The organism is Beijerinckia sp. 28-YEA-48, assembly GCF_900104955.1.
GTDB lineage: Bacteria > Pseudomonadota > Alphaproteobacteria > Rhizobiales > Beijerinckiaceae > Terripilifer.
In genome coordinates this window covers 3,046,181-3,070,641 of the sequence record NZ_FNSI01000001.1, presented here as the reverse complement: position 1 = coordinate 3,070,641, position 24,461 = coordinate 3,046,181, and the positions used below count along the sequence as shown (strand labels likewise).

Genomic DNA, 24,461 nt, shown 5'->3' with positions numbered 1-24,461 from the left:
TTGACGCAGAAGCCCGTGCAGCCGACAAGCCGTCAACGGGCGGCGAATTTGGTTCATATATAAACCATATATAGCCCTTGGCAACACGAATCCGGGTGAACGGACGATGACGATAGCAGTCGAACAGCAAGTGGCCTCCAACCGTATGAAAGCTGGCCCGGAAGCGGTCGAGCGGGCGGTCGAGATTCTGCGCTCCGGCGGGCTCGTCGTTCTGCCCACGGAAACGGTCTACGGGCTCGGCGCCGACGCCACGTCCAGCGAAGCGGTGGCGAAGATTTTTGCCCTTAAAGGGCGGCCAAGCTTCAACCCGCTGATCGCTCACGTCTCCGACATCGTCGCGGCCGAACGGCTTGGCGTCTTCGACCAGCATGCCCTGACCTTGGCGCGCGCCTTCTGGCCGGGCCCGATGACGATCGTCGTGCCGATCCGCCCTGATTCGCCAATCTGCGAATTGGCGCGCGCCGGTCTCGATACGATCGGCCTGCGCGTTCCCGCCAATCCGACGACCCTCGCCATTCTCGAACAGCTCGGCCGGCCGGTGGCAGCGCCCTCCGCCAACAGTTCTGGACGCCTGAGCCCGACGACCGCCGATCATGTCGCCGCCGATCTTGGGCATGGGGTCGATCTCATCATCGATGGCGGATCGTCGCGCATCGGTGTCGAGTCGACGATCATCGCGTGTCTGGGCGGCGCGCCCGTGGTGTTGCGGCCCGGCGGTGCCCAACGCGAAGAACTGGAAGTCATCCTCGATGCCGAACTGGCCGACCCCACCGACGACAAGGTGATCGCACCGGGCATGATGACCTCGCACTACGCACCGCACGCCCGCCTGCGGCTCAACGCCACCGATGTCAAACCGGGCGAAGCGGTGCTCGATTTCGGTGGTCAATTGTCCGGCGGAGTCGTGCATGTCGATCTGTCTCCGGATGGTTTCCTGCAGGAGGCGGCCGCCAATCTCTTCGCGGCTTTGCATCAGCTTGATGCGGCCGCCGTCGAAGTGGTCGCGGTCGCGCCGATCCCCAACGAAGGACTTGGCGAGGCGATCAACGATCGTCTGAAGCGCGCCGCCGCACCACGCTGAACAATGAGCGCTGATCACTCAGCGCTAATACCCGCCTCCTTGATCAGCTTGCCCCATTTGTCGGTCTCGCTGCGGATCAGCTTGCCGAAGTCAGCGCCGCTGGCGCCCAGCGGTTCGGCGGCGAGCGCCGCCAACCGTTCCTTGACGTGCGGATCGGTCAACGCCTGCTGCGTGTCGCGCGACAGGCGTGCGACGATCTCCGGCGGTGTTTTCGCCGGCACCAGAGTGCCGAACCAGGCCGACACGTCGAAGCCCGGCACGGTTTCATTCACCGGCGGCAGATCGGGCACGAAGCTCGAGCGTTTCACGGTCGTCACCGCCAGCCCTTGCAGCGTCTTGCCCTGAACCTGCGGCAGCGACGAGGTGATGTTGTCGAACATCAGATCGCAGCGGCCGCCCATCACGTCCTGCACGGCTGGCGCGCTGCCGCGATAGGGCACATGAGCCATCTGAATGCCGGTGAGCTTTTTGAACAACTCGCCACACAGATGGATCGACGTGCCGATGCCTGACGAGGCATAGGACAACTTGCCCTGATTGGCGCGGCCATAGGCGACGAGTTCGGCGACCGAATGGAACGGCGCGTTCACCGGCGCGATCAGCATGTTTGGCATCATCGTGATCAGCGAGACTGGCGTGAAGTCGTTGATCGCATCATAGGTCAATTTCTTGTAGAGGAAGGCGTTGAGCGCCAGGCCGATCGTGCTCATCAGCATGGTCTCGCCATTGGGTTCGGCGCGCGCCACCATTTCATTGCCGATATTGCCGCCAGCGCCCGCCTTGTTCTCGATGACGATGGACGTGTTCCACATCTGCCCGAGCTTGTCGGCGACGATGCGCGCGATCACGTCGGTGGCGCCGCCCGGCGTGAACGGCACCACCATGCGGATGGTCTTGCCGGCGGCGAAGGGCGATTGCGCCCAGGATGGCTGTGTCAGGAGGGCCGGGGCGGCCACGCTGGCGCCAACGCCTGCACCAAGTCCTGCGAGCGCGCGCCGGCGCGAAATCTTGAAATCCCTGCCCATGTCGATTTCCCCCTCTTCCTCGTGGGGCAGTCTAGCGCGCCTGCGATTTGATCCAACTGGACGAAGGTCGCTGTTGTCGTCGGTGGTTGGCCGGTTGAGGGCAGGGTTCGTTAACGCCGGCCCGCTATCGTCGCCGGCAAAAAGGGCGCCCTATGACCACCTTCGACGTCCAGCCTCAACGTCAGGCGGTGCCCGCCCTCAGCCGGGGCGTGTTGCCGCTTTTTGTCGTTGTTATCTTCACATCGGCGCTGCTTCTGTTCGCGCTGGAGCCGATGTTCGCCAAGATGACGCTGCCGGTGCTGGGCGGTTCCCCTTCGGTATGGTCGGTGGCGGTGGTCTTCTTTCAAGCGCTGATGTTCGGCGGCTATTGCTACGCTCATGTCCTGATCCGTTGGATGGACCCGCGCCGGGGGGCGCTCGTTCATGTCGCCCTGCTGTGCCTTGCCTTTCTGTTTCTGCCGGTGGCTCTGCGTGCCGCAGGTGCGCCGCCAACCGATCATGATCCAACATTGTGGCTGATCGGTCTGTTCGCTGCGTCCGTTGGTGTGCCGTTCTTCGCGCTCTCGGCCCATGGTCCTCTGCTGCAGGCCTGGTTCGCCCGCTCTGGCCACAGTCACGCGCGCGATCCGTATTTTCTCTACAGTGCTTCCAATGTGGGTTCGTTTGCAGCTCTGCTCGCCTATCCCTTTGTGATCGAGCCCCTGTTCGGCTTGCGCGCGCAGAGCCAAGGCTGGGCCATCGGCTTCGTGCTGTTGGTCGCGATGATCGTCATCTGTGCGTTCAGCGTGTTTTGGCGCTCCGGCGGTGCCGCGGCCATTGGATCGCGCATTGAGGTCGAAACCGAAACCGAAACCGAAGCCGAAGCCGAAGCCACTGCGCCCATCGCGCCAGCAGCGGCGATGATCTGGGTGGCGTTGGCTTTCGTGCCCTCGGCCTTGCTGGTCTCCGTCACCGTCTATCTCTCCAATGACGTGGCCGCCGCGCCTTTGCTGTGGGTCGTGCCGCTCGGCCTGTATCTTCTGACCTTCGTCATCGCTTTTCGCGCCCGTTCGCCGCAGGCGCAGACGAAATTCGAGAACAGACTTTCAATCGCGCAACCGTGGCTGTCGGCGATCATTCTGATGATCATCTGCATCGGTTCCTTCGCGTGGATGACGCTCGGTCTCGTCACGCATCTGGCCTTGTTCGTCATCAACGCGCTGGTTTGCCATGCCGCGCTTTATCGGTTGCGCCCGCCGGCACGCCATCTGACGTTCTTTTATGCCGCCATGTCGCTGGGCGGCGCCCTTGGCGGTGCTTTTGTCAGTCTTCTTGCACCGCTGTTGTTCTCGAGCCTTGTCGAATATCCATTGCTGCTGGCGACGGCGCTGTTTTGCCGGCCGGGCGCCATTGCCGAGATTCGGGCTTTCACCGCCTCGGTCTGGGCCAAGGTCGCATCGGCCACGATCGCTTTGGCTCTAGCGGCGGCGGCGCTGGGGCTGCTCGCGCCTGTCGATCTCGGTTATAAGCTGCTTGCCGGCGCGATCGGCGCGCTGTTGCTGCTTAATTGGCGTTCCGCCGGTCGCACCGCCATCTTCGGCGTCGCCGCGACGATCGCTATCTTGCTGCTGCAGACGTTCACGCCGGGCCGCGAATCCTTTCGCTCCTTCTTTGGCGTTCATCGTGTCGAGGAAGCGCGCGATGGTAAGTTCCGCACGCTCGCCCATGGCAAGACCATGCATGGCGCCATCCGCATCCGCAACGATGATGGCACGATGGTGACTGGCAAGCCGTTACCGACGACCTATTATGCCTTCGATGGCCCGCTTGGCGAAGCTATTGCGGTCGCGCGTCGTACCAGTGGCCATGGCAAGTTGAATCAGGCCTCATTTATCGGGCTGGGCACAGGTGCGCTGGCCTGCCACGTTCACGAAGACGAGGCGGTGACCTTCTTCGAGATCGATCCGCTTGTCGTCTGGTTGGCGCGTGATTCCGGTCGTTTCCGTTTCCTTTCCGATTGCGGGCCACAAGCAAGATATGTCCTGGGCGACGCGCGTCTGACTTTGGCGCAGCAGCGGACTAAGAGCGACATCATCGTTGTCGATGCGTTTTCATCCGATGCGATCCCGACCCATCTGCTCACCCTTGAAGCCTTCGAGCTCTATGTGCGGCTGCTCGCGCCGCGTGGCGTGATCGCGGTTCACATTTCCAACAATACGATGGACTTCGCCGACATCATCGGGCGGATCGCGACCGAACTCGGGCTTTACGCCTACGTCCGGCGCGACATGGCGGTGAGCGCGAATGAGTCCGAATTTCGTTCGCCCAGCGTGGTCGCGATGATCGTCCGCGATCCCGCCCAGGTGCGCGGATTGCTGGAAAACGGCAGCGGATTGTGGCGGATCGAAACGGCGGCTCACGCGCCACTGTGGACAGACGATCACGCGACGATTTTGACGGCGATGCTGGCCAAACTGCGCCTCGAGGCCGCCAATCTTGCAATTTTCAAATAATTGTAAAAACTTCGATGGTGTAAGGCGAGCCTACCCCTTTTTGCAGATGCGAAGGGCTCGACGGCGACACTGGGTTTGGGGCAAACTGGCGACATGTACAAATCAAAGACCCACAACATCGAAGTGACCGTCGAGCCGGAATTCCTGGCCGATCGGTCGCAGCCGGACGCCGGACGCTTTTTCTGGGCCTATTCGGTCGGAATCACCAATATGAGCGATCATGCCGTGCAGCTGACGCACCGGCATTGGCAAATCACCGACGCCAATGGCCGGCGCGAGGACGTGCGCGGCCCGGGCGTCGTCGGCGAGCAGCCGGTTCTGCAGCCTGGCGAACATTTCAAATATACCTCGGGCTGCCCGCTTACCACGCCCTCGGGTATCATGGTCGGCTCATATAGCTTCGTCGACCTCGAAGAGGGCAAGGAAGGCGGCAAGTTCGAGGTCGAAATCCCTGCCTTTTCGCTCGACAGCCCGCATGCGCGTCGCGTCCTCAATTAGAGCATTTTGAGCGAAGTGCGGTTGTCGTGAGGACCTCCGGTTCGCGTGAAGAAAATGTGTCAAAATAGCAAACTAGAGTTCGGTTCTGACTGGATCGGAATCGAAATCTAGAGTCGCCGCGCGCACGGAGTTGGCATGTCTGCCGTTACTGACGATCGTCTGTCCCGCACCATCGATCTGATGGCGCGGCTGATCGCGTTTGACACCGAGAGTTCGAAGTCGAACCTGCCGATTGTCGCCTTCATCGAGGATTATCTGCGCGCCCGTGGCGTGGCCCATGTCACTGTGCCCAACAAGGCCGGCGACAAGGCGGCCGTCTTCGCCACCATCGGGCCGATGCGCGATGGCGGCATCGTGCTGTCGGGCCATACCGACGTGGTGCCGGTCACAGGCCAGACCTGGACGAGCGACCCCTTCACCGTGCGCCGCGAGGGCGAGCGGCTGTTTGGCCGGGGCACCTGCGACATGAAGGGCTTCGATGCCTGCTGCCTCGCCATGATCGAGGACTTCCAGGCCGCCAATCTCAAGGTGCCGATCCACATCCTGCTCAGCTATGACGAGGAGACCACCTGTCTCGGTCCCGTCGATACCATCGCCCGTTTCGGCCAGGACTTACCCCGACCGCGCGCGGTCATCGTCGGTGAGCCGACGCAGATGGAAGTTGCCGATGCGCATAAAAGCATCGCCACCTTCATCACCACCGTGCATGGCCATGAGGCCCATTCCTCGAAACCCTATCTCGGCGCCAATGCCATCGAAGGCGCGGCGATGCTCGTCGCCGATCTCTATAAGCTCGCCGACGAACTGGCGGGCGAGGGCGATCCCTCCGGGCGATTCGAGCCGGCCTTTTCGACGCTCAGCGTCGGTGTGATCAACGGCGGTACGGCGCGCAACATTCTGGCCAAGAGCTGCTCCTTTCACTGGGAGTTTCGTGGCCTGCCGGGCATTGCGCAAAACCGGGCGCTGTTGCGCCTGGAGGACTATGCCGCCAGCACGGTCCTGCCGCGTCTGCGCCGCCATGCGCCCCAGGCTCGCATCGAGACGGTGATTGAGGTTGAAGTGCCGGGCCTGGAGGCCGAATCCGGCTCGGTTGCCGAGACCTTGGCGCTCAAATTGACCCAATCGAACCGGACCATCGCCGTGCCCTATGCGACGGAAGCCGGCCGCTTCCAGACCGCCGGCGTGCCCACCGTCGTCTGCGGGCCGGGCAGCATCGATCAGGCGCATCAGCCCGACGAATTCGTCGACATCAGCGAATTGGCCGCCTGCCTGGCCTTTCTACGGTCGCTGACCGCCGAATTGTCGTAGAGCAAATCACGTTTCGTTAGAAATGTGATTTTGCTTAGATTCTCTTATTTTGACGTGTCTTCATGGCGCTCGGCGATTCCGCCGAGCTGTGAAACGCTATAAAGCGTCCGATTGCCGCTGTCCCCTCTCAACAGATGCGCCGGCCGCCGGGAAGGCCTATATTAAGGGCATTGCAGTCTTTGAAGTGAGACCGGCGTGACCCACGACGTCGACACCGACCACACCGACGAACGCTCCAGCCGCCTGGCTGTGCGGCTGGTGCTGGCTGGCTTCGGTCTGATGTTCGTGGCGGCCATGGCCATGTGGATCAACTTCGGGCCGACCATTTTCATGGATCTGGTGACTGCGGTGGCGAGCTGCTTCTGAGTCTCGTCGAACCCGTTAGGAAGGTTTTATGAACAGCGCCCAGCGTCGCCTGATTGTCCCGATCATCTGTCTCATTCTCGGTGTGGGTCTGTTGGGCGCCACCGCTTACATCACTTTGCGCCAGGCGGGCGGGGGCGTCGGCGCGCCACAGCCGGCGGCGATCGGTGGCCCGTTTGCACTCATCGGCAAGGATGGCAAAGCGATCACCGATCGCGACATGCTCGGCAAGCCCTTCCTGGTCTTCTTCGGCTATACCCATTGCCCGGATGTCTGCCCGACGACCCTGTTCGACCTCACCGAGACGTTGAAGGCGCTTGGGCCGGACAAGAAGATTGCCGGCCTGTTCGTCACGGTTGATCCGGAGCGGGACACGCCGGAGGTGCTGAAAGATTATCTCTCCAATTTCGATCCGCGCATCGAGGCCGGCACCGGCCCACGGGAGTCAGTCGATCGCGTCATGAAGACCTATCGCGTCTACGCGCGCCGCGTGCCGGGCGAAGGCAAGGAATATACGATGGACCACAGCGCCATCGTCTATCTGATGGACAAGCAAGGCCGCTTCGTTACCGCGCTCAACACGCAGAAGACGCCGCAAAAGTTGGCGAAAGAGCTGGCGCGTTATCTCTAAGAGAGACGGAATGGCGCGCCGTCATTGCGAGCGCAGCGAAGCAATCCAGGGGTCAAGGCGTATGGCCTCTGTACCAGGGGCACTTCTTAACATTCTACCGTGCGCCCTTGGATTGCTTCGTCGCGATGCTCCTCGCAATGACGGGAGGCGCCCAGGGGTTTCAGCAGACTTTTCGAACATAAATCCGCCGTCCTGCTTTCCTATTTTAAGGAAGACTGATTGCGGCGCGCAAAGAGGGAGAACGGCTCATTGGGGGGAGGGGGTCTGGGGATTCTGAGGAACAACCCCATGCAAGGTCCCTAACTTGCAATGTTTGGCATTCGTCGCACGCCGCTGGCTCCCGGATTTCTTGCTCCGCAAATGTCCGAGATGAGACGCAGGCTTCGGCCTCTTCAACTGACTTGATGACGCCGATTCAGAAAAAGCCGATCGGAAAATACTTCAGATAGAGCTCGGCATAGACGCCACGCTGCGCCAGGCGCGCCAGAGCGAAATCGAAGATGCGGCGCATCGGTGCATTGTCGCGCTTGACCGCGATGCCGACGCCTTCGCCAAAATACGAGCTTTCCAGAAACGGTCCGCCACGAAAGGCGCAGCAGCCGGCCGCATCGCTGCCGTTGAGCCAGAGCGCTAGCGACACGCCGTCACCGAAAATCACCGGCACTTCATCGCGCTTCAGCGCCGAGCGCAGCGCCAAGGCCGAGTCATAGGATTTGATCTCCGCCACGCCGAAGAATTTTTGCAGATAGGCTTCATGGGCGGTGCGTGCCTGCACGCCGATCACCTTGCCGGCCATGGTCTCGGGGCGCGGATCATCGAGCGCTGTGCCGCTGCGCGTCACGAAGCGCGCCGGTGTGCGGTAATAGGGCTGGGTGAAGTCCGCCCGCGCCAGTGTTGACGGCGTGATGGCGACCGAGGCGATGGCGGCATCGGCCTCGTTCTTATCCAGCGCGTCGAAAATCGTGTCGAACCGTCGCGCCTGGATCGTGCAGCTCACCTTGAGTTCGTCGCAGATCGCCCGGGCCAGATCGACATTGAAGCCAGCTAGCAGGCCCTCGGTCGTGGTGAAGCCGAAGGGCGGATATTCGTCGTCGGTGATGATCCGCAGGCTGCGCAGCGCGGTTGTATCTGGCCGCTCGAGGCGCCGTTGCGGATCCCAGAACAAGGGCACGTTCGTGGCGCCGCTCTGCGCCTGGGCGAAGGTCGGGAGGGGCATCAGGCAGGCGATCCAAGCCAGACTGGCCGCCACGGCCTGGAGCAGGGTCCGCTTGAATGTCGTTCTATGCCATCTGGCTCGCCGCATCTGTCGATCCGCCATTGTCGGCGCTGGAACAGGGCGCCCGCGTCCGCTGGTCGCATGATGTTGTGGCGGACGCAAGGCTTAGGCCCAATCAATGGTCCGAAACGGGTTTTCACTGCGGCAGAAAGTGTTTAGGGTGCGATCGAAATTCGCGCCGCGTCCTATGGATGTCGGCGCCTCACCCCCGGGACATTTGATGACCGCCGATCTCCTTACGCTCGCCGATGCGGCGCGTGTTTCCGCCGCCTGGCCCTTTGAAGAGGCCCGTAAGATCATCCAGCGCATCGAGCGCACGGGGCAGAAATCGGTTTTGTTTGAAACCGGTTACGGCCCCTCGGGCCTGCCTCACATCGGCACGTTCGGCGAAGTCGCGCGCACCACCATGGTGCGCCATGCCTTCACGGTTCTGACAGAAGGCAAGATCGAGACGCGCCTGCTGGCCTTCTCCGACGACATGGACGGCCTGCGCAAGGTGCCAGATAACGTGCCCAATCGCGAGATGATGGCGCAATATCTCGGCAAGCCGCTGACGCGGGTGCCCGATCCCTTCTCCAACGAATATCCGTCGTTTGGCGCTGCCAACAATGCGCGTCTGCGCGCCTTCCTCGACCGGTTCGGCTTCGACTACGAGTTCGCCTCGTCGACCGATTACTACACATCGGGCCGCTTCGACGAGATGCTGCTGCGCATGCTCGAAGTCTACGACAAGGTGATGGACATCATCCTGCCGACCCTGGGGCCGGATCGTCGCGCCACCTATTCGCCGTTCCTGCCCATCTGTCCGCGCACAGGCATCGTCTTGCAGGTGCCGATGATCGAGCGCGATGCGTCGAAGGGCACGATCGTCTATGTCGATCCAGGCACGGGCCAGAAGATCGAGACCACGGTGACGGGCGGCGCGGTCAAGTGTCAGTGGAAGGCGGATTGGGCGCTGCGTTGGGCGGCGCTGGGCGTCGACTACGAAATGGCTGGCAAGGATCTGATCGATTCGGTCAAGCTCTCCGGCAATATTGTGCGCGTGCTCGGCGGCACGCCGCCGGAAGGCTTCAACTACGAACTCTTCCTCGACGAAAAGGGCCAGAAGATTTCCAAGTCGAAGGGCAATGGCCTGACGATTGAGCAGTGGCTCACCTATGCGAGCCCTGAATCTCTGTCGTTGTTCATGTTTCAAAAGCCGCGCGAAGCGAAGCGGCTCTATTTCGATGCCATTCCGCGCGCCGTCGACGAATATCTGCAATTCCTCAACGGCTATGAGCGGCAGGATTGGAAGAACCGCCTCGGCAATCCGGTGTGGCATATCCATGCCGGCCAGCCCCCGGCGCCGGAAGTGCTGCAACAGCCGGGCCAGGCTGGCGGCACGGTGATTTCCTTCGTCATGCTGCTCAATCTGGCGGCGGTCGCCAACAGCGAGGATCCCCAAGTGCTGTGGGGCTTCCTGCGCCGCTATGCGCCGGGCGTTTCGCGCGAGACCCATCCGCGCCTCGACCTGCTTGTAGGATATGCGGTGTCTTACTTCCGCGATTTCGTTCGGCCGGCCAAGTCGTATCGCGTGCCTGATGATGTCGAGCGTGGCGCCTTGGAAAGCCTTGATGCTGAGCTGGCGAAACTGCCGCCGGATGCCAGCGCCGAGGATATCCAGACCATTCTCTACGACGTGGCGCGGCCGATCCCCCGCTTCCAGGACATGAAGGCGAAGGGCGCTACGGCAGAGCGGCCGGGCGTGTCGAACGACTGGTTCAACATGCTCTATCAGGTTCTGCTGGGCGAAAGCCGTGGTCCGCGCTTCGGTTCCTTCGTCGCGCTCTACGGCATTCCCGAGACACGGGCGCTGATCGCCAAGGCGCTGTCGGGCGCTTTGGTGCGCGAGCATGAAGAGTTTTTGCAAAACCGGGCGGCGTGAGGCGTTAGCCTCGGCAATGATCGCCCGTTGAAAGAAAGAGGAAACGCCGGGTGATAAGCCTGTTCGCCGGTCTGGCGATCGGCGCCGTGACATTCGTCGGCGCGTTCACGTCGGGCATCTTCGGCATGGTTGGCGGCCAGATCATTCTGGCCGTCTTGCTGTATTATCTCCCCGTCAGCGCCGCCATGACCCTGTTCTCGGCGCTGATGTTCATGTCGGGCCTGTGGCGCGGCGTGCTGTGGCGTCACCATATCGATTGGTCGTTGACCTGGCGTTTTGTCGCCGGTTCGATCCTCGGCTATGTCCTGATGCTCTTCATCGCTTTCGTGCCCCCGAAGCCGGTGATCTATCTCGGCCTTGGTCTGACGCCGTTGATCGGCAGCCTCCTGCCGAAACACATGGCCCCCGATATCACCAAGCGCGGCATGGCGTCTTTCTGCGGCTTCATCGTCATCGTGCTGCAGATCAGCATCGGTGGCGCGGGCAATGTGCTGGACATGTTCTTCCAGGCGAGCAAGCTCAGCCGTCATGTCATCGTCGCCACCAAGGCGGTGACGCAATTGTTTTCGCAGGCCATGCGTTTTCTTTATTTTGGCGCGCTGGCGCTGGAAGCGAGCGAACATGTGCCGATCTGGCTGTTCGGCATCTATGTGCTCTTGACCTTCGCTGGCGGTTCGGCGGCCACCGGCGTGCTCAACCGCATGACCGACGCCAATTTCCGCAAATGGACGCAATGGCTCATCTTGGCGCTCAGCGCGGCCTATACAGGTCGTGGCCTGTGGCTATTGGTCTTTCCGAGCGGCGCGTCGGTTATTCTGTAACGCTTACTGGCTCACCCAGATGATCCGCGACATCCAGGCGATGTCATCCATCTCGATCACCTGATCGGGAGCGCTGGTTTGCGGCGCCTTCAGTTCGAGCGACGTGTCGCTGACGTGTTTGAGCGCGCCGATATGCAGCACGCCTTGTCGTGTCTTCAGGACCACCCTGTCGCCGCTGCGCGGGATGGCCGCGGCCGAGATGATCAGCCGATCGCCAGAACGATAGAGCGGCAGCAGATCGTCGCTGGAAACATCGAGCGCATAGGTCTCGCCGTCGGCGATGGCGGGAAGGTCGCTCTCGTGCCAGCCCTCGCCAGCTGGTAGGCCGTCATCGTCGAACGCATCTTTATGGCTGGCCCGCGCCAGATCGATGAGCGGGATCGATCGTCTTGGCCTCTCGTTCTCGGGCACCATCAGTTCGACGAAGTCTTCGATGGTGGTGTCGGTCGCGGCCAGGCATTTGGCCACTGATTCCGTCGAGGGCCAACGCAAGCGGCCGTCAGTGGTGGCGCGTTTCGATTTGTTGAACGTGGTCGGATCGAGCCCAGATTTGCGCGCGAGAGCCGAGGCGGTGATCCCCTCCCGTTCGGCCAGCGCGTCGATGGCGCTCCAGATCTGTTGGTGGGTCAGCAAGATGCGCCTCGCGACCGGGCAGCGGCCCTGTGACAATATTCCTCTCAGCAGAATATAGCTTTTTCCAGATCGATTGCACGGTTCCCCGCCGCCCCTTAGGGTCGGCCAAAATCTGGAGCGAGATGTGCAGCTGATTTACAAAATTTCTACGCAAGAACAGTGGGATAGGGCGCGGGAATGCGGTTTTTTCGCCGGTGCGCCAGTCGATCTGGCCGATGGATTCATCCATTTCTCCACCGCTGATCAGGCGCTGGAGACGGCGGCGAAACACTTTGCCGGCCAATCCGGCCTGGTGCTGGCGGCGCTTGATGCCGACGCCTTGGGCGTGGAATTGAAGTGGGAACCGTCGCGCGGTGGACAATTGTTTCCGCATCTTTATCGCCCTTTCGCTGTGTCCGAAGTGATCTGGGCCAAGGCCCTTCCGCTCGATGCGACTGGCGCTCATGATTTTGCAGGTCTGCTGCCGTGATGAATTTCCTCTGGGCGCTGGCCCGTCCTGTCCTGTTTCAACTCGATCCGGAAAAGGCCCATGGCCTGACCATCGCGGCCTTGCGCACTTTACCGCTGCCGGCGGCCGCCAAGGATGATCTTCGGCTGAAGGTCGAGGCCTTCGGTCTGTCCTTTCCCAATCCGATCGGCATGGCCGCTGGCTTCGACAAGGGCGGCGATGTGCCCGATGCGCTGCTGCGCGCCGGCTTCGGCTTCACTGAGGCCGGCACGATCACACCGCGCCCGCAGCCAGGTAATCCGCGCCCGCGTTTGTTCCGCCTGACCGAGGACGAAGGCGTCATCAACCGCTTCGGCTTCAACAGTGAGGGACATGAGGCGGTACATCGCCGTCTCACCGCGCGGGCCGGGCGGCCAGGCATCGTCGGCATCAATGTCGGCGCCAACAAGGACGCCAGCGATCGCGTCGAAGACTATGTGACGGGCATCAATGCCTTCGCCGATGTGGCGAGCTATTTCACCGTCAACATTTCCTCGCCGAATACGCCGGGTTTGCGTGATCTGCAGCAAGCTGGCGTACTCGACGATTTGCTGGCGCGTGTTCTCGATGCGCGTGATCGCAATGCGCAACGGTTTGGCCGCAGGCCGGTGCTCCTGAAGATCGCGCCCGATCTCACCGAAGGCGATCTCGACGACATCGTGCGCGTCGCGCGTGCCCGTGCCGTCGATGGCATGATCATTGGCAATACGACGATCACGCGACCGCTAACTTTGGCGAGCGCGCAGAAGAGTGAAGCGGGCGGCCTGTCCGGTCGGCCCTTGTTCGAACTGTCGACAAAAGTTCAGGCGCAGGTGTTTCTGCGTGTCGAAGGCGCTTTTCCGGTCGTAGGCGCTGGTGGCATCACCGATGCCACCTCCGCCTTCGCCAAGATCGAAGCAGGGGCCACCTTGCTGCAGGTCTATTCATCGCTGGTCTATGCCGGCTTGCCGCTCGTCGAGGAGATTAAACGCGGCATTCTCGATCGGCTGGCGGCGGAGCGGCTGACCAGCCTCGCCGCTGTTGTCGGCCGCAAGGCGACCGAGTGGAGCACGAAGGCGCTTTAACCCGTCAGGCGGGTCGGGCGAACAGGTCGATATGACCGATCTGGCAGGCTGAAGCCCCACGACGCGCGGCGAGCCAGGCTTCAATCCGATCGGGCGCGACGTGCCCGGTCTCGCGCACCGCCGCCGCGCTGCCTACGGCGAGTTCGCCGATCAAAGCGCGTTCAGCTGCGCCAAGCCGCCAGGCGCTATCGCCGCTCGACACTTGATAGCCGTGGCGTTCGAGCGCACTGCGCAGGGCCGTTGCCGCCTGCGGACCAGCAGCCGGGCCGAAGCCTTTGTCGCGCGCCTGATGGGCATGAAAGGCCGCGAGCATGTGCGCGTCCGCCTCATGGGTTGGCGACCATGTTTCGGTGCCGTCATAGGTGAGTACAGCATAGAGCGGCAGTTTGCGCGCCGCCAATTCCTTGCAGAAATTCTCGATCCACGCTTCCGAGACGAGATCGAAAAAAGCCGACGCGGTGACGAGATCGAGGGGTTCGCCAAAGGCGGCGGCAGGATCGTCGGCGAGATCGACCTGGACGAAATCGAGCGTCAGCTTCTTGTTGTTCGTGCGCACGCTGAGGCGATCGTCGTCGCCGGCGAATTCATCGGCCCAGGCGGTGATCGCCAGATTGGCGTGATCGAGCAGCGCCTCATCGTGGTCCAGCAGGCGCCAGTGCTGCGATTTCGGCAGCAGCGGCGACAGGCCGCGCAGGTTTGAGCCTGAGCCGCAGCCGAGATCGGCAATGCGGATATGCGCGCGCTGGCCGACCCAGGTCAGCAGTTCGGCACGCAGTTCGGGGTTGATCGAGCGATGATCGATAGGTTCGCGCAGCGCCAGCCATTCGGTCGAAAATCCACTCATCTTACGTCGTCAACCCTCCGCAGCGCGGCTGCAATGATCCCAGCGGTCTCTTCCCAACGCGGCAATTTTTGCCCGGCCTGCCAGGAAGCCTCGGCGATGTCTCCGCGGCGCTTGCGGTCCAGAATAACCATCCGCAGCGCTTCGGCCAATGCTTCGGCGTCGCCCGGCGGAACTTTCAATCCCGCGCCATCAGGCACCGTCATGGCGACAGCCCCGCCAGTCGTGGTGACGATCGGCAGGCCGTGCGCCATGGCTTCGGCGAGCGCCATGCCATAGCCTTCATAATGTGACGCCATGACGAAAATATCAGCCTGGTGATAGCAGGCCTCAAGCGCGCCGTTGGCGAGCTCGCCAGCCAGCGTGATCCGCTCGCCAAGCCCGGTCGAGGCGATCTGTGCCGACAAGGCTTGTGCCGTTGCCGACGCGCGGTCGGGCGAGCCGACGATGGAAAGGCGCCAGTCGCAGTCTTTCAAGCCGGCCAGCGCGGTGACGAGAACGTCATAGCCCTTGCGGGGAATGATTGAGCCGATGGCCAGCAAGTGCGGCGCGCCGCCGGAGCCTTGCGCGCGCGGCGCTGGATCGACGCCGGGCTCGGCAATGGTGATGCGCTCGGCCGTGACGGAGAAATCATCGCGCAAAGTTCGAGCCGTCGACGCGCTGGTGACGATGACATGAGCGGCGGCCGCCAGGGTCCGCTTCTCGTTGGCGATGAAATGCCGGCTCTGTTCGGCGCTCAGGCCGGCTTCCAGCCCGAGGGGGTGATGGCACAGCGCCACGATACGGGGCCCGAAGCCTGCTGCCATGTCGGGCGGCAGTGCGCCCCAGGCGAGACCATCGACGAGCAGGATGGCGTCAGGATCGGCGCGCGCCAACAAGGTTTGCGTCTGCGCCAGATCGGCGGCGGATGGATAGGGAAACGACGCGGGCAGGGCGCACAAGGTCACATCGATGCCGAGCGATGGCAAAAGCTCCAGCACACGGCGATCGAAAATCGTGCCGCCTGTCAGAGTGCGGATGTCGCCCGGAACTGCGAAGATGACCGAAAGCGGTTTCATTGCGTGTCAGACCGGTCCTTCGAACCAGGCGCGTGCCACATGCGATTCATGTAGGGTGACGCGGATGCGCGCGATGCCCTCGCCGCCGGGGCCAAGCGCGCCCGTGCGCGCCGCGGCCGCCATAGCGTCGAAAATATGCTTCGACAGAAATTCCGTTGTCGTCTGCTGGCCGGCGAACTGCGACAGCGTGTCGAGATTGTTATAATTCAACGGCGCGAGCGTTGCTTTCAGCGCTTCATGCGCCCGGCCGATATCGACGACGACACCGTCCGCCGTCAGGCTTTCGCGGAAGAAGGCAACGTCGACCACAAAGGTAGCGCCGTGCAGCTTCTGCGCTGGTCCAAACAGGTCTCCCTTGAAGGAATGCGCGATCATGATGTGGTCGCGCACTTCGATGGCATACATGGCGGTCTCCCATAGCGTTTTGCGACGCAAAGACGCGTTAAACAAAGAGTGTCAATATTGGACGACGGCGGCGATGCCATCGGAGCTGTTGAGAAAAGCCGGTAGCCGACGCGGCAGATCGACGAAGGTGAATTCATGGGTGATCAGCTGGTCAAGACGCGCATCGTTGAGAAGCGCGAGCGCTTTCGCAAGACGACGGCCATGGGTCCAGCGCGGGCGTCGCGACGGTGAGACGTGGCCGACTTGAGACGAGATGAGTTGCAAGCGCTTGCTGTGAAAGCCACCGCCAAGGGGCGCGGCGACCGTGCCGGTGCCATACCAGCTCAGCTCCACGATGCGCGCTTCCTGTCCGGCCAGTTCGATCGCTGTTTCAAGGCCCGCCGCGCTGGCGCTGGTGTGAAACACCACATCGCAATCCGCGCTCTGCACGTCGTCCGGTCGCGAAAATTGCGCGCCGAGCGCGGTCGCCAGTGGGCGGCGCTTCTCGTCAATATCGATCAGATGCACCTCGGCGCCGGGCAATTGCGCGCACAGAGAACTCAGCAGCAGCCCGACGAGACCACCGCCGACCACGGCGATGCGATCGCCGGGGCCAGCGCCTGAATCCCACAGCGCGTTGAGCGCCGTTTCCATATTGGCCGCCAGCGTGGCGCGGCGGGGATCGAGACCCTCGGGCAGGGGCGCCAGGAAGCCGAGCGGCGCGACGAAGCGCGACTGATGCGGATGCAGCGCGAAGACCGTGCGGCCGATCCACTCAGCCGGACCTGCTTCGACCTGGCCGACGGCGCAATAACCATATTTGACTGGGAAGGGGAAAGCGCCCTCCTGCAATGGCGCGCGCATGCGCTCATATTCGGAAGCCGGCACGCGCCCCTGGCTCACCAGGCGTTCGGTGCCACGGCTGATGGCGCTCCACAGGGTTTTGACCAGCGCCTCACCGGGGCCGGGCGGCGTCACGGCCGCGTCACGCAACTGCGCCACGCCGGGCGAAACATGCCAGAGCGCCAGCGCTGCTCCACTTTTGCTATCGACCGCCATTGCCGCTCCTAATAAGCTCCCTCGCCTTGTACCCAACCTTGGATCAAGCACTGTCCAACAGTCTATCTGGCATGACGTCCCAGCTTGCCGTCGCCCTCATGATCAAGAGCCTGTTTTCATGCCTGCCGCAATGCCTGAAATGACACCGGCAGGTTTGCAGTCCCGCCCGCTGCTGATGCGGCGACGGATCATCGTCGCCTGCCTCAACATCCTGACCTACGGCGTCCTGCTGCTCTGGCTGGCGCAGATTCTGGGTGCCGGCGGCTGGAGCGTGATTGATGTCCTGATCTTCGTCTGCTTCGCCATAGCAGCGCCCTGGAGCGTGCTCGGTGTGTGGAACGCCTTGCTCGGCGTTTGGTTGCTGCATCGCTCTCACGATCCAATGGGCGCGGTTGCGCCTTTCGCCCAGGCCGGCGACAGGTTCGTGCCGATTGCCGGCCGTACCGCCATTCTCATGACCATTCGCAACGAGGATCCCACGCGCGCCTTCGCCCGACTGCGTGCCATCCGCGAGAGCGTCGAGGCGACGGGCTTTGGCCGGCAGTTTGCTTACTTCGTCCTGAGCGACAGCGACGACCTTGATGTCGCCGCTGCCGAAGAACAAGCCTTCGCCGTATGGCAGGCTGAGGGCGGTCTTGGCACGGAGGATCTGCACTACCGCCGCCGCGACGACAATGCCGGCTTCAAGGCTGGCAATGTAAGAGACTTCTGCGAGCGTTGGGGCGAAGCGTTCGAATTCATGCTGCCGCTCGATGCAGATTCGTTGATGTCGGGCGAGATGATTGTGCGCCTCGTGCGCATTGGCGAAGCGTGGCCGAAACTCGGCATTCTGCAAAGCCTCGTGGTCGGCGCGCCGACCTCATCGGCCTTCGCCCGCATCTTCCAGTTTGGCATGCGTCATGGCATGCGGCCCTATACGATGGGGAGCGCGTGGTGGAGTGGCGATTGCGGTCCGTTCTGGGGTCATAACGCTTTGGTGCGCATCGCGCCGTTTCGCGATCATTGCGATTTGCCGGTTCTGCCGGGCGGTCCGCCGTTGGGTGGACAAATTCTGTCGCACGATCAGGTCGAGGCGGTCTTGATGCGTCGCGCCAGCTTTGAGGTGCGCGTATTGCCGCAGGAAGGCGAAAGCTGGGAGGACAACCCGCCGACGGTCTTCGAATTCACCCGGCGGGATTTGCGCTGGTGCCAGGGCAATATGCAATATTTTCGCCTCCTTGGCCTGCCAGGACTCCAGCCGATGAGTCGGTTTCAGCTGATCTGGGCGATCATGATGTTCGTCGGCATTCCAGCTTGGACGGCGATCATTGCCTTGGCCGCCTTGAAGCCGCTCGATGGCGAAAGTCTCGCAACCTTCCCGGGGCTGTCGGCGTTGGCTTTCTATATCGTGTTCCTGCTGATGTTTCTTACCCCCAAACTGGCCGGCTTCGCCGATATCGCGCTGACCAAGGGCGGTGTCGCCCGCTATGGCGGCGGCGGCCGCTTTGCCGCGGGTGCCATCATCGAGATCGTCTTCTCCTTTCTGCTCGGGGCCGCGACCACCTTCCGCACCGGCCTGTTCATGCTGGGGTTGGCGTTTGGTCGCACCATTGTGTGGAACGGCCAGGCGCGCGACGCCCATGCCTTGTCATGGGCAACGGCGGCGCGCGGCCTCTGGGGGCAGACGGTATTCGGGATCGTGCTTCTACTGGTGGCCAGCCACCTGGCGCCGGCCTTGATCTGGCCATCCCTGCCATTGACGCTCGGCTACTTTGTCGCCATTCCCTTCGCCGTTCTGACGACGGCTCCCGGGTTTGGCCAATGGCTTGAGCGAAGGGGGCTGTGCGCCATTCCGGAAGAGATTGCGCCGCCTTCGATTCTCTTGCGTATAAGATCAAATCCCTCGGCGCCGCCCGCGGCGCTTGCTCCCGATGAGGTTCCATGAAGACGCTTCGCTTGTTCTATGCCGCTCTTGCCAGCTCGGTTCTCGCTGTTTCCGCCTTGGCGCAAGCGCCGGCCGTGAAGCCGCAAGAGAAACCGCAAGAGAAGACCGAGGCGAAGCCGCAGGATCTGACGGTCGACATTCGCAATCTGAGCGAGCCGGTGCTGTGCGCCGAGAAGGACAATATCCGCGTTGATTTCGCCTCGCCGGAGGTGCGTTCGTTCCGCATTCAGGCGCAACATCCAGCCTACATCGGCACGATCGTTACCGACCGCTGGGCGCCGGATTTCACCAGCTGCGACATGTCGGCTGACAGCGCCTTCACCAGCGGCGCCGACAAGCCTAAGCGCATCACCATCTGGGAAACGCCGGACTATTGGCTGACGGGCTATATCTTCCCGACGTTCTGGCGGCCCAACAGCGTGCCGCTCACGGTTGAAGGCCGCAGCGAGAAGTTTCATCTGATCCAGCTTTGGAAGCTGCATCGCGAACGGGCCGAGGAAGTGCTGGTGGTCTATCCACCCGATGGCTATTGGCGCGCCCGGCCGCTGCCCTTCGGCGACATGCGCTGGACGGCCTATGGCTCATCCTTCCTCGTCGGTCCTGTCGAAGTGCAGGAGCGGCCGATCGTGGCGCTGAAGGACATGGCGTTCGATCCGGCCACCATGACGTTCAACCTGAACTTCATGCGTGGTGGTTCGGCGAAACTGAAACTCTCGACCATCGATCAGGATCATCTGGCGATCGATGTCAGCCTTGATCGCGCCATGCCCGAGGGCCTGCCGTTCGCCTCCCTGCGTTCGATGTATATCACCGAGACCAATTCCGACGTGGCGCGCGTGCAGTGGCGTTCCGCTGGCGCGCCGGCTTGGGGCGAAGGCCCGATCATGGATTTCAAGGGCGCCAAGGCGCAGGAATTCTGGGCCGGCCGCACGGTGCCGTCGCGCCACAATCTGTCCGCCCCGGACATGGTGTTCCAGCACTTCTTCGGTACGGCTAACAAGTGACGGCGGCGTCAACCCCGATGAATCAGGCGCGCCCCTCCGCTCGTCTCGCCATTGTCGATGCCGCACGCGGCACCGCTTTGGCGGCGATGTTCGTCTATCACTTCATCTGGGATCTCGGCTTCTTTCGCGTCATCCCGCCGGAGATGCCGGTCAGCCCGGCGTTCAAATTCTTCGGCCACGTCATCGCCGGAAGCTTCCTGGCGCTGGTCGGTGTCAGCCATGCCTTGGCGACGCGCAACGGGATTAAATGGAAGCCCTGGCTCTTCCGCCTATCGATGATCGTCGCGGCGGCGGCGCTGGTCACGCTCGTCACCTATTATCTCTTCCCCGACAGCTATATCTTCTTCGGCATCCTGCATTGCATTGTCGTCGCGAGCCTGTTGGCCTTGCTGTTCACGCGTGTGCCCTGGCCGCTGACGTTGCTTGCCGGCCTGGCCATCATCGCTGCGCCTATCTTCGCCAGCGAGACGCTCGATCCGTTCAATTGGTGGCTCGGCCTCGGCTTCGAAGAGCCGCGTACGAACGATTGGCGGCCGCTGTTCCCGTGGAGTGGCTTTACCTTGCTCGGCCTTGCTCTGGTGCAGGCGATTCCCTTCGAACGCTGGCCGGCCACGCTGCTGTCATGGCAGGAGAGCAATCGGGCGCGGCGCCTTCTGGCCTTGGGCGGGCGCCATTCGCTCTTGGTCTATCTGACACACCAGCCATTGCTGCTGGCTGTCGCCTTTTTGGTGTCGCTGTTCGCCGTCCAACGGCAGTTGCCGCAGGACACGCCGACAGCTTCCTTCCAGCGCGCCTGCGAGGCCCGTTGCCTCGAAGTGCAGCCGGATCGGGCCTATTGCACCGCCGCTTGTTCCTGCGTCGTGAAGGAAGCGCAAACGGCGGGTCTGTGGGACAAAGTGCTGCGCAACAATCTCGAGCCGGGCGAACGCGTCACTTATGACGCGATGACCCAACAATGCGTGCGCCGCATCAGACCTGAGAGCAGCCCTTAATCAGCGCTCCGGCAATCAACGCTCCGGCTTGAGCATCAACTCAGGCCGGACGATGGCGTCGAACTCGTCGGCGGTGACGAGGCCTGACTTGAGCGCCTCTTCGCGCAAGGTCGTGCCATGATGGTGCGCCGCCTTGGCGATGGCTGCCGCCGCGTCATAACCAATCTTCGGCGCCAGCGCCGTCACCAGCATCAGCGAGCGCGACAGCAGATCAGTGATCCGCGCCTGGTTTGCTTCCAACCCTTCGACGCAATGCGTTTGGAAGCTCGCGGCGGCGTCAGCGAGCAGGCGGATTGATTGCAGTATCGCTTGGGCGATCACCGGCTTGTAGACATTCAGTTCGAGATGTCCCTGCGAGCCGGCGACCGTCACCGTGGTTTGATTGCCGAACACGCGGGTGCAGACCATGGTCATCGCCTCCACCTGGGTCGGATTGACCTTGCCGGGCATGATCGAGGAGCCAGGCTCGTTCTCCGGCAGCGCCAGTTCGCCGAGGCCGGCGCGCGGGCCGCTGCCGAGCAGGCGGATATCATTGGCGATCTTGAAAAGTCCCGTGGCGCAGGCGTTGAGCGCGCCATGCAGGAACACCAGACCATCATGGCTGGCGAGCGCTTCGAATTTGTCGGCGGCGCTGACGAAGGGCAATTGCGTTGCTTGCGCCACACGCTCGGCCACTTGTTCGGCAAATCCCTGCCAAGCATTGAGGCCGGTGCCGACAGCGGTGCCGCCTTGCGCCAGCGCCATCACATGGCTCAGGGCCTCGCGCAGCCGTTGCGCGCCATAGCGCACCTGTGCCGCGTAGCCACCGAATTCCTGGCCCAAGGTCACGGGCGTCGCATCTTGCAGATGGGTGCGGCCGATTTTGACGACGGCGGCGAAGCTTTCCGCCTTCGCGGTCAGCGCGCCAGCCAGAGCATCGAGTGCCGGCAACAACCGATGCGCCACTTCGACAGCGGCAGCGATATTCATCGCCGTCGGCACGCAATCGTTCGACGACTGGCACATGTTGACATGATCGTTGGGATGCACCGGCGACTTGGTGCCCAATTGCCCGCCCATCATTTCGCTGGCGCGATTGGCGATCACTTCATTGACGTTCATATTGGTCTGCGTGCCAGATCCGGTCTGCCAGACGACCAGCGGGAAATGGTCGTCGAACCGGCCGTCCATCACCTCTTGCGCTGCGGCGATGATGGCGGTGGCGCGTGGCGCATCGAGCAGGCCCTGGTCGCGATTGGCTTCCGCCGCGACGCGTTTGATCAGGGCCAGAGCATGGATCAGGGCCAGTGGCATGCGTTCGCCGCCGATGCGGAAATTCTCCAGGGAGCGCTGCGTCTGCGCGCCCCAATACCGGCTCGCCTCGACCTCGATCGGCCCGAAACTATCGGTCTCGGTGCGTTGGCCATAAACCGGCAGCGGGGAGGGATTGGTCATTTGAAACTCCGGTATTCCAAGAGGGCCGATCTGATCCGGCCTTCGGGGCGTTATTGTGATCGGGGCTTGCAACAGGGGACTGAAGTAAGCCCGTTGGATTGCAATGAGTTGCCATGTCGTTCCAACAGAGCGCAGCCCATCACCATCGCGTCACATTGGCAAGGTGAAGTTGAGGCTCCAGGTCAAGCTCCAAGATGAAATGAAATTCTAAGGTGAAGTCGAGCCGGTCGAAATAGCTTTAGAATTTGTCTCATAGGACTCTCGGCCAGTTAATCTGGCTCAGCACGTCGGCTGTGGCCTGTCATCAATGCGTTCATGCGCAGCGCAAGTTCGGCCCTGAGCGCTGCGCCAACTTCCCGGCGGACGGCCTCGGCTTCGGGCGTCAGGCGTTCTCCGGCGCGCCAGAGGCTACCCAGGCGGCGATGGAGCGGCGTCTCTCCCAAGCGGATTGCGTGCAGATGGTCGCCGGCGCCGCCCTGAAGCGCGAGCAGCGGCGCCACGGTCATGGCGTATCCCGAGGCGACGAGTTGCAGCGCTGTCGTGATATGCTGCACTTCATGACGCCAATTCAGATCAAAGCCGATGATCGGACGCGCGTCTTCAAGCAAACGACGAAGACCTGATTGAGGTCCGATGCCGATCAGATCAACACCGCGCAGCGCGCTCCAGGCTAAGTGCGTCTGTTGCGCGAGCGCGTGTTCCTTCGCCACCACGAGAACCATCGGTTCCTCGATGATGGCCTGTTGGCTGAAGCCGCTCTCTTCGATGCCAAGATAAGTCACCGCGACATCCGCAGAGCCATCAGCGATGTTGTGGCGAATTTCGGTCGCCGAAAGATCGTGGATCCTGAGGCGAATATCCGGGTGGCGCTTACTCACCGTCGCCAGCGCTTGGGGCAGGACCGAGGTGCAGAGCGTCGGCAGACAGCCAAACGTCACGGTTGGTACGCCATAACGGACATCGTCACGGACGGTCTTGAGGGCGTCGGAGAGCCCCTCAAGATGCGCGCGCACCTTTGGCAGCAGCGCTGAGCCCTGCGCGCTGAGCGCAAGGCCTCGTCCGGCGCGGACAAAGAGTTTGATGCCGAGCGACGTCTCCAGGCGTTGCAGCCGCCGCGAGAGCGCGGCCTGGGAAAGCCCCAGCCGCCGCGCGGCCGCATGGGCGCTGCCGGCGTCCACCACCGCGACGAAAGCGCTGAGGGCAGGAGTGTCAAGCATGGGTATCAAGCATGCGTCGCGCCGCCCTCTCGATAGTTGCATCAGACGCATCGATTCCGCCAATTGAGTGACGTAGTCAACATATCGGCGGGACGACTATCGTCGCCCCATGAACGCGATCGACACCTTGAACAGGCGCGAAGAAGCCTGGGACACCTGCGCGCTGACCAATGTTAAGCGCTTGGCTGCGCTGCTTAATCTGGACCCTGCGCACTGCGATGACGGCCAGTCCTTGCCTCTCGGCTGGCAGGTGATCCTGTTCCCGCCGCTGGCGCGACAGGCTGACCTTGGCCCGGATGGTCATCCTGAGCCGAACGGGCTGATGCCGAGCTCCCCTCTGCCCCGGCGCGTGCATGGCGGCAGGCGGGTCTGGCGCCATTCGCCCGTCCGCATCGGAGAGCCTTTACGGCGTGTCAGTGAAATCGCCGCAGTCCGGCACAAGAACGGGCGGAGCGGTCCCTTGATGATCGTCACCGTCCGGCACGCGATCTCGCGCGCGGATCTGCTCGAGCCGGCGATTGTCGAGGAACAGGACATCATCTATCGCGGGTCGGAGAATGCGTCCGAGGACGCAGGCTCCAAGCCGCAGAAGCCTGAGCCGCGCACGGCGCTCCACCAGCGCGCCTTCCGCCCGACCACGCCACTGCTGTTTCGCTTTTCCGCAGTGACCTTCAACGCGCACCGCATTCACTATGACCAATCCTACGCCACGCAGATCGAAGGCTATCCGTCGCTGGTCGTAAATGGTGGACTGACCGCCCTGTTCCTGCTGCAACTGTTCCGCGACGTGACGGGGCAGGAGCCCTCCTATTACGAGGCGAAGAATCTCGGGCTCCTGTTTTGTGACCGCGAGATCAGCCTCTGCGTCGCGCCGCTCGGCGAAGGATGGCGGCTGTGGGCCGAAGACCAAGGGCGGATCGCTATCGAAGTGGTGGCGAAATGAGC

23 protein-coding genes are annotated in these 24,461 nt (G+C 62.6%); 14 read left to right on the top strand and 9 right to left on the bottom strand.

Annotated features, from left to right (window positions below):
* Window positions 1-106: 106 nt before the first annotated feature.
* Window positions 107-1,081, top strand: coding sequence for an L-threonylcarbamoyladenylate synthase (locus BLW50_RS14605; protein ID WP_090703789.1), 975 nt, complete (start codon window positions 107-109; stop codon window positions 1,079-1,081).
* Window positions 1,082-1,095: 14 nt separating this feature from the next.
* On the opposite strand, the gene BLW50_RS14600 is transcribed toward BLW50_RS14605, so the two are convergent.
* On the bottom strand, window positions 1,096-2,106 hold the full coding sequence (locus BLW50_RS14600; protein WP_090703787.1) for a tripartite tricarboxylate transporter substrate binding protein: 1,011 nt from the start codon (window positions 2,104-2,106) through the stop codon (window positions 1,096-1,098).
* 152 nt (window positions 2,107-2,258) lie between these two features.
* On the opposite strand from BLW50_RS14600, the gene BLW50_RS14595 reads away from it, so the two are divergent.
* The 5 genes from BLW50_RS14595 (at window position 2,259) to BLW50_RS14580 (ending at window position 7,398) form a co-directional block, all read left to right on the top strand.
* Window positions 2,259-4,598: a spermidine synthase gene (locus BLW50_RS14595; protein WP_090703784.1), complete on the top strand. Its 2,340-nt coding sequence runs from the start codon at window positions 2,259-2,261 to the stop codon at window positions 4,596-4,598.
* A gap of 93 nt (window positions 4,599-4,691) precedes the next feature.
* A complete protein-coding gene (gene apaG / locus BLW50_RS14590; protein WP_090703780.1) occupies window positions 4,692-5,096 on the top strand; it encodes a Co2+/Mg2+ efflux protein ApaG in 405 nt (134 codons plus the stop codon).
* Window positions 5,097-5,231: 135 nt separating this feature from the next.
* On the top strand, window positions 5,232-6,404 hold the full coding sequence (gene argE, locus BLW50_RS14585) for an acetylornithine deacetylase (protein ID WP_090703776.1): 1,173 nt from the start codon (window positions 5,232-5,234) through the stop codon (window positions 6,402-6,404).
* A gap of 195 nt (window positions 6,405-6,599) precedes the next feature.
* The gene (locus tag BLW50_RS30715) at window positions 6,600-6,770 is read left to right on the top strand and encodes a hypothetical protein (protein ID WP_170850161.1); all 171 of its coding nucleotides are present in this window, start codon (window positions 6,600-6,602) and stop codon (window positions 6,768-6,770) included.
* 28 nt (window positions 6,771-6,798) lie between these two features.
* Window positions 6,799-7,398: an SCO family protein gene (locus tag BLW50_RS14580; protein ID WP_090703772.1), complete on the top strand. Its 600-nt coding sequence runs from the start codon at window positions 6,799-6,801 to the stop codon at window positions 7,396-7,398.
* A gap of 415 nt (window positions 7,399-7,813) precedes the next feature.
* On the opposite strand, the gene BLW50_RS14575 is transcribed toward BLW50_RS14580, so the two are convergent.
* Window positions 7,814-8,701, bottom strand: coding sequence for a transporter substrate-binding domain-containing protein (locus tag BLW50_RS14575; protein WP_244544246.1), 888 nt, complete (start codon window positions 8,699-8,701; stop codon window positions 7,814-7,816).
* Between the two features lie 193 nt (window positions 8,702-8,894).
* Here BLW50_RS14575 and BLW50_RS14570 point away from each other — a divergent pair, with 193 nt between their 5' ends.
* A complete protein-coding gene (locus BLW50_RS14570; RefSeq protein WP_090703768.1) occupies window positions 8,895-10,598 on the top strand; it encodes a lysine--tRNA ligase in 1,704 nt (567 codons plus the stop codon).
* 50 nt (window positions 10,599-10,648) lie between these two features.
* Window positions 10,649-11,419: a TSUP family transporter gene (locus tag BLW50_RS14565; protein WP_090703764.1), complete on the top strand. Its 771-nt coding sequence runs from the start codon at window positions 10,649-10,651 to the stop codon at window positions 11,417-11,419.
* Window positions 11,420-11,422: 3 nt separating this feature from the next.
* Here the strand turns inward: BLW50_RS14565 and BLW50_RS14560 are convergent, their stop codons facing one another.
* On the bottom strand, window positions 11,423-12,052 hold the full coding sequence (locus BLW50_RS14560; protein WP_090709131.1) for a S24 family peptidase: 630 nt from the start codon (window positions 12,050-12,052) through the stop codon (window positions 11,423-11,425).
* A gap of 124 nt (window positions 12,053-12,176) precedes the next feature.
* On the opposite strand from BLW50_RS14560, the gene BLW50_RS14555 reads away from it, so the two are divergent.
* Together BLW50_RS14555 and BLW50_RS14550 are read left to right on the top strand one after the other, a co-directional pair.
* Window positions 12,177-12,521, top strand: a complete 345-nt coding sequence (locus BLW50_RS14555; protein ID WP_090703761.1) for a DUF952 domain-containing protein — start codon at window positions 12,177-12,179, stop codon at window positions 12,519-12,521.
* A complete protein-coding gene (locus BLW50_RS14550; RefSeq protein WP_090703757.1) occupies window positions 12,521-13,603 on the top strand; it encodes a quinone-dependent dihydroorotate dehydrogenase in 1,083 nt (360 codons plus the stop codon). The genes BLW50_RS14555 and BLW50_RS14550 overlap by 1 nt, the downstream gene beginning before the upstream one ends.
* A gap of 4 nt (window positions 13,604-13,607) precedes the next feature.
* On the opposite strand, the gene BLW50_RS14545 is transcribed toward BLW50_RS14550, so the two are convergent.
* Genes BLW50_RS14545 through BLW50_RS14530 form a run of 4 tightly spaced genes read right to left on the bottom strand, consistent with a single transcriptional unit; the run spans window position 13,608 to window position 16,945 of the window.
* A complete protein-coding gene (locus tag BLW50_RS14545) occupies window positions 13,608-14,447 on the bottom strand; it encodes a class I SAM-dependent methyltransferase (protein ID WP_090703754.1) in 840 nt (279 codons plus the stop codon).
* Window positions 14,444-15,502 (bottom strand): glycosyltransferase family 4 protein, encoded by a 1,059-nt coding sequence (locus BLW50_RS14540; RefSeq protein WP_090703751.1) that lies wholly within the window; start codon window positions 15,500-15,502, stop codon window positions 14,444-14,446. The genes BLW50_RS14545 and BLW50_RS14540 overlap by 4 nt, the downstream gene beginning before the upstream one ends.
* 6 nt (window positions 15,503-15,508) lie before the next feature.
* Window positions 15,509-15,907 carry a 6-pyruvoyl trahydropterin synthase family protein gene (locus tag BLW50_RS14535; RefSeq protein ID WP_090703748.1) on the bottom strand — a complete coding sequence of 133 codons (399 nt, stop codon included), beginning with the start codon at window positions 15,905-15,907 and terminating at the stop codon, window positions 15,509-15,511.
* A 51-nt stretch (window positions 15,908-15,958) separates the two neighbouring features.
* Window positions 15,959-16,945, bottom strand: coding sequence for a zinc-dependent alcohol dehydrogenase (locus BLW50_RS14530; RefSeq protein WP_090703745.1), 987 nt, complete (start codon window positions 16,943-16,945; stop codon window positions 15,959-15,961).
* Window positions 16,946-17,063: 118 nt separating this feature from the next.
* Between BLW50_RS14530 and mdoH the strand changes: the two genes are divergently transcribed.
* Genes mdoH through BLW50_RS14515 form a run of 3 tightly spaced genes read left to right on the top strand, consistent with a single transcriptional unit; the run spans window position 17,064 to window position 20,865 of the window.
* Window positions 17,064-18,869: a glucans biosynthesis glucosyltransferase MdoH gene (mdoH, locus tag BLW50_RS14525; RefSeq protein WP_090703743.1), complete on the top strand. Its 1,806-nt coding sequence runs from the start codon at window positions 17,064-17,066 to the stop codon at window positions 18,867-18,869.
* Window positions 18,866-19,873: a hypothetical protein gene (locus BLW50_RS14520; protein ID WP_090703740.1), complete on the top strand. Its 1,008-nt coding sequence runs from the start codon at window positions 18,866-18,868 to the stop codon at window positions 19,871-19,873. Before mdoH ends, BLW50_RS14520 begins: the two co-directional genes overlap by 4 nt.
* A gap of 17 nt (window positions 19,874-19,890) precedes the next feature.
* On the top strand, window positions 19,891-20,865 hold the full coding sequence (locus tag BLW50_RS14515) for a heparan-alpha-glucosaminide N-acetyltransferase (RefSeq protein ID WP_090703736.1): 975 nt from the start codon (window positions 19,891-19,893) through the stop codon (window positions 20,863-20,865).
* A 15-nt stretch (window positions 20,866-20,880) separates the two neighbouring features.
* Here BLW50_RS14515 and fumC read toward each other — a convergent pair whose 3' ends face one another.
* Both fumC and BLW50_RS14505 read right to left on the bottom strand, forming a co-directional pair.
* Window positions 20,881-22,299, bottom strand: a complete 1,419-nt coding sequence (fumC, locus tag BLW50_RS14510; protein ID WP_090703734.1) for a class II fumarate hydratase — start codon at window positions 22,297-22,299, stop codon at window positions 20,881-20,883.
* Window positions 22,300-22,568: 269 nt separating this feature from the next.
* Window positions 22,569-23,567: a LysR family transcriptional regulator gene (locus tag BLW50_RS14505; protein WP_090703730.1), complete on the bottom strand. Its 999-nt coding sequence runs from the start codon at window positions 23,565-23,567 to the stop codon at window positions 22,569-22,571.
* Window positions 23,568-23,625: 58 nt separating this feature from the next.
* Between BLW50_RS14505 and BLW50_RS14500 the strand changes: the two genes are divergently transcribed.
* A complete protein-coding gene (locus tag BLW50_RS14500; RefSeq protein WP_090703727.1) occupies window positions 23,626-24,459 on the top strand; it encodes an HTD2 family dehydratase in 834 nt (277 codons plus the stop codon).
* Window positions 24,460-24,461 lie beyond the last annotated feature (2 nt).

Excerpts from the sequence above, each read along its gene's own strand:
- BLW50_RS14605 (WP_090703789.1), top strand. The coding sequence starts at position 107 with ATGACGATAGCAGTCGAACAGCAAGTGGCCTCCAACCGTATGAAAGCT.
- BLW50_RS14600 (WP_090703787.1), bottom strand. The coding sequence starts at position 2,106 with ATGGGCAGGGATTTCAAGATTTCGCGCCGGCGCGCGCTCGCAGGACTT.
- BLW50_RS14595 (WP_090703784.1), top strand. The coding sequence starts at position 2,259 with ATGACCACCTTCGACGTCCAGCCTCAACGTCAGGCGGTGCCCGCCCTC.
- apaG (WP_090703780.1), top strand. The coding sequence starts at position 4,692 with ATGTACAAATCAAAGACCCACAACATCGAAGTGACCGTCGAGCCGGAA.
- argE (WP_090703776.1), top strand. The coding sequence starts at position 5,232 with ATGTCTGCCGTTACTGACGATCGTCTGTCCCGCACCATCGATCTGATG.
- BLW50_RS14580 (WP_090703772.1), top strand. The coding sequence starts at position 6,799 with ATGAACAGCGCCCAGCGTCGCCTGATTGTCCCGATCATCTGTCTCATT.
- BLW50_RS14575 (WP_244544246.1), bottom strand. The coding sequence starts at position 8,701 with ATGCGGCGAGCCAGATGGCATAGAACGACATTCAAGCGGACCCTGCTC.
- BLW50_RS14570 (WP_090703768.1), top strand. The coding sequence starts at position 8,895 with ATGACCGCCGATCTCCTTACGCTCGCCGATGCGGCGCGTGTTTCCGCC.
- BLW50_RS14550 (WP_090703757.1), top strand. The coding sequence starts at position 12,521 with ATGAATTTCCTCTGGGCGCTGGCCCGTCCTGTCCTGTTTCAACTCGAT.
- BLW50_RS14545 (WP_090703754.1), bottom strand. The coding sequence starts at position 14,447 with ATGAGTGGATTTTCGACCGAATGGCTGGCGCTGCGCGAACCTATCGAT.
- BLW50_RS14540 (WP_090703751.1), bottom strand. The coding sequence starts at position 15,502 with ATGAAACCGCTTTCGGTCATCTTCGCAGTTCCGGGCGACATCCGCACT.
- BLW50_RS14535 (WP_090703748.1), bottom strand. The coding sequence starts at position 15,907 with ATGTATGCCATCGAAGTGCGCGACCACATCATGATCGCGCATTCCTTC.
- BLW50_RS14530 (WP_090703745.1), bottom strand. The coding sequence starts at position 16,945 with ATGGCGGTCGATAGCAAAAGTGGAGCAGCGCTGGCGCTCTGGCATGTT.
- mdoH (WP_090703743.1), top strand. The coding sequence starts at position 17,064 with ATGCCTGCCGCAATGCCTGAAATGACACCGGCAGGTTTGCAGTCCCGC.
- BLW50_RS14520 (WP_090703740.1), top strand. The coding sequence starts at position 18,866 with ATGAAGACGCTTCGCTTGTTCTATGCCGCTCTTGCCAGCTCGGTTCTC.
- BLW50_RS14515 (WP_090703736.1), top strand. The coding sequence starts at position 19,891 with ATGAATCAGGCGCGCCCCTCCGCTCGTCTCGCCATTGTCGATGCCGCA.
- fumC (WP_090703734.1), bottom strand. The coding sequence starts at position 22,299 with ATGACCAATCCCTCCCCGCTGCCGGTTTATGGCCAACGCACCGAGACC.
- BLW50_RS14505 (WP_090703730.1), bottom strand. The coding sequence starts at position 23,567 with ATGCGTCTGATGCAACTATCGAGAGGGCGGCGCGACGCATGCTTGATA.
- BLW50_RS14500 (WP_090703727.1), top strand. The coding sequence starts at position 23,626 with ATGAACGCGATCGACACCTTGAACAGGCGCGAAGAAGCCTGGGACACC.